The sequence below is a fragment of the Phocaeicola coprophilus DSM 18228 = JCM 13818 genome (assembly GCF_000157915.1).
Lineage (GTDB): Bacteria > Bacteroidota > Bacteroidia > Bacteroidales > Bacteroidaceae > Phocaeicola > Phocaeicola coprophilus.
Genome location: NZ_EQ973658.1, coordinates 1 through 617, shown reverse-complemented (window position 1 = coordinate 617; position 617 = coordinate 1). Strand labels below are relative to the sequence as shown.

Annotated in this window: 1 pseudogene; it reads left to right on the top strand. The window is 50.1% G+C overall.

Annotated elements, in window-relative coordinates:
- Nucleotides 1–617 (top strand): annotated as a pseudogene (locus tag BACCOPRO_RS18155) (hypothetical protein); the annotation flags it as partial.

Genomic DNA, 617 nt, shown 5'->3' with positions numbered 1-617 from the left:
GAAACCGAACTACCATGCACACATGATATTCGACTGGACGGACGGACACACCGGAAAGACAATCAAGCTCAACCAGCACGACATGGCAGAGATGCAGACCATAACGGCAGAGTGTCTGAACATGGAGCGAGGTGTGTCCTCCGACCGGAAGCACCTTTCAGCAATACAGTACAAGAATCAGGCTGAATCTGAAAAGGCAGCGCAGCTTCAGAAGGAGTGCCAAGAACTGGAACAGACCAAACAAGAGGGAATGGAAAAAGTAGGCAAAGTCCGTGAGGAACTTGAACAGACAAGAGAAAAGCTGAAGGAGGTAAAAACGGACATCAAGGTTCAGAAGCTGAAGGGAGCGGCAGCCGATACCGGAGCCGCCCTGATGAAAGCCGGAACAACCGTGTTTGATGCCACTACAAGCCTTTTCAATGCCGGGAAGGTAAAACGGCAGGAGCAGGAAATAAAAGGACTGAAATCCGAAAACTACACGCTTCAAACGAAAGTTCAGAACCTCGAGGGACATATCAGAACCGCAAACACGGAACTGGCAAGGGAGAGAGAAACGCACCGACTGGCAATCAGAAACGGAGAAGCCCGAATGAGAGCCATTACCGAAATGTTCCCAA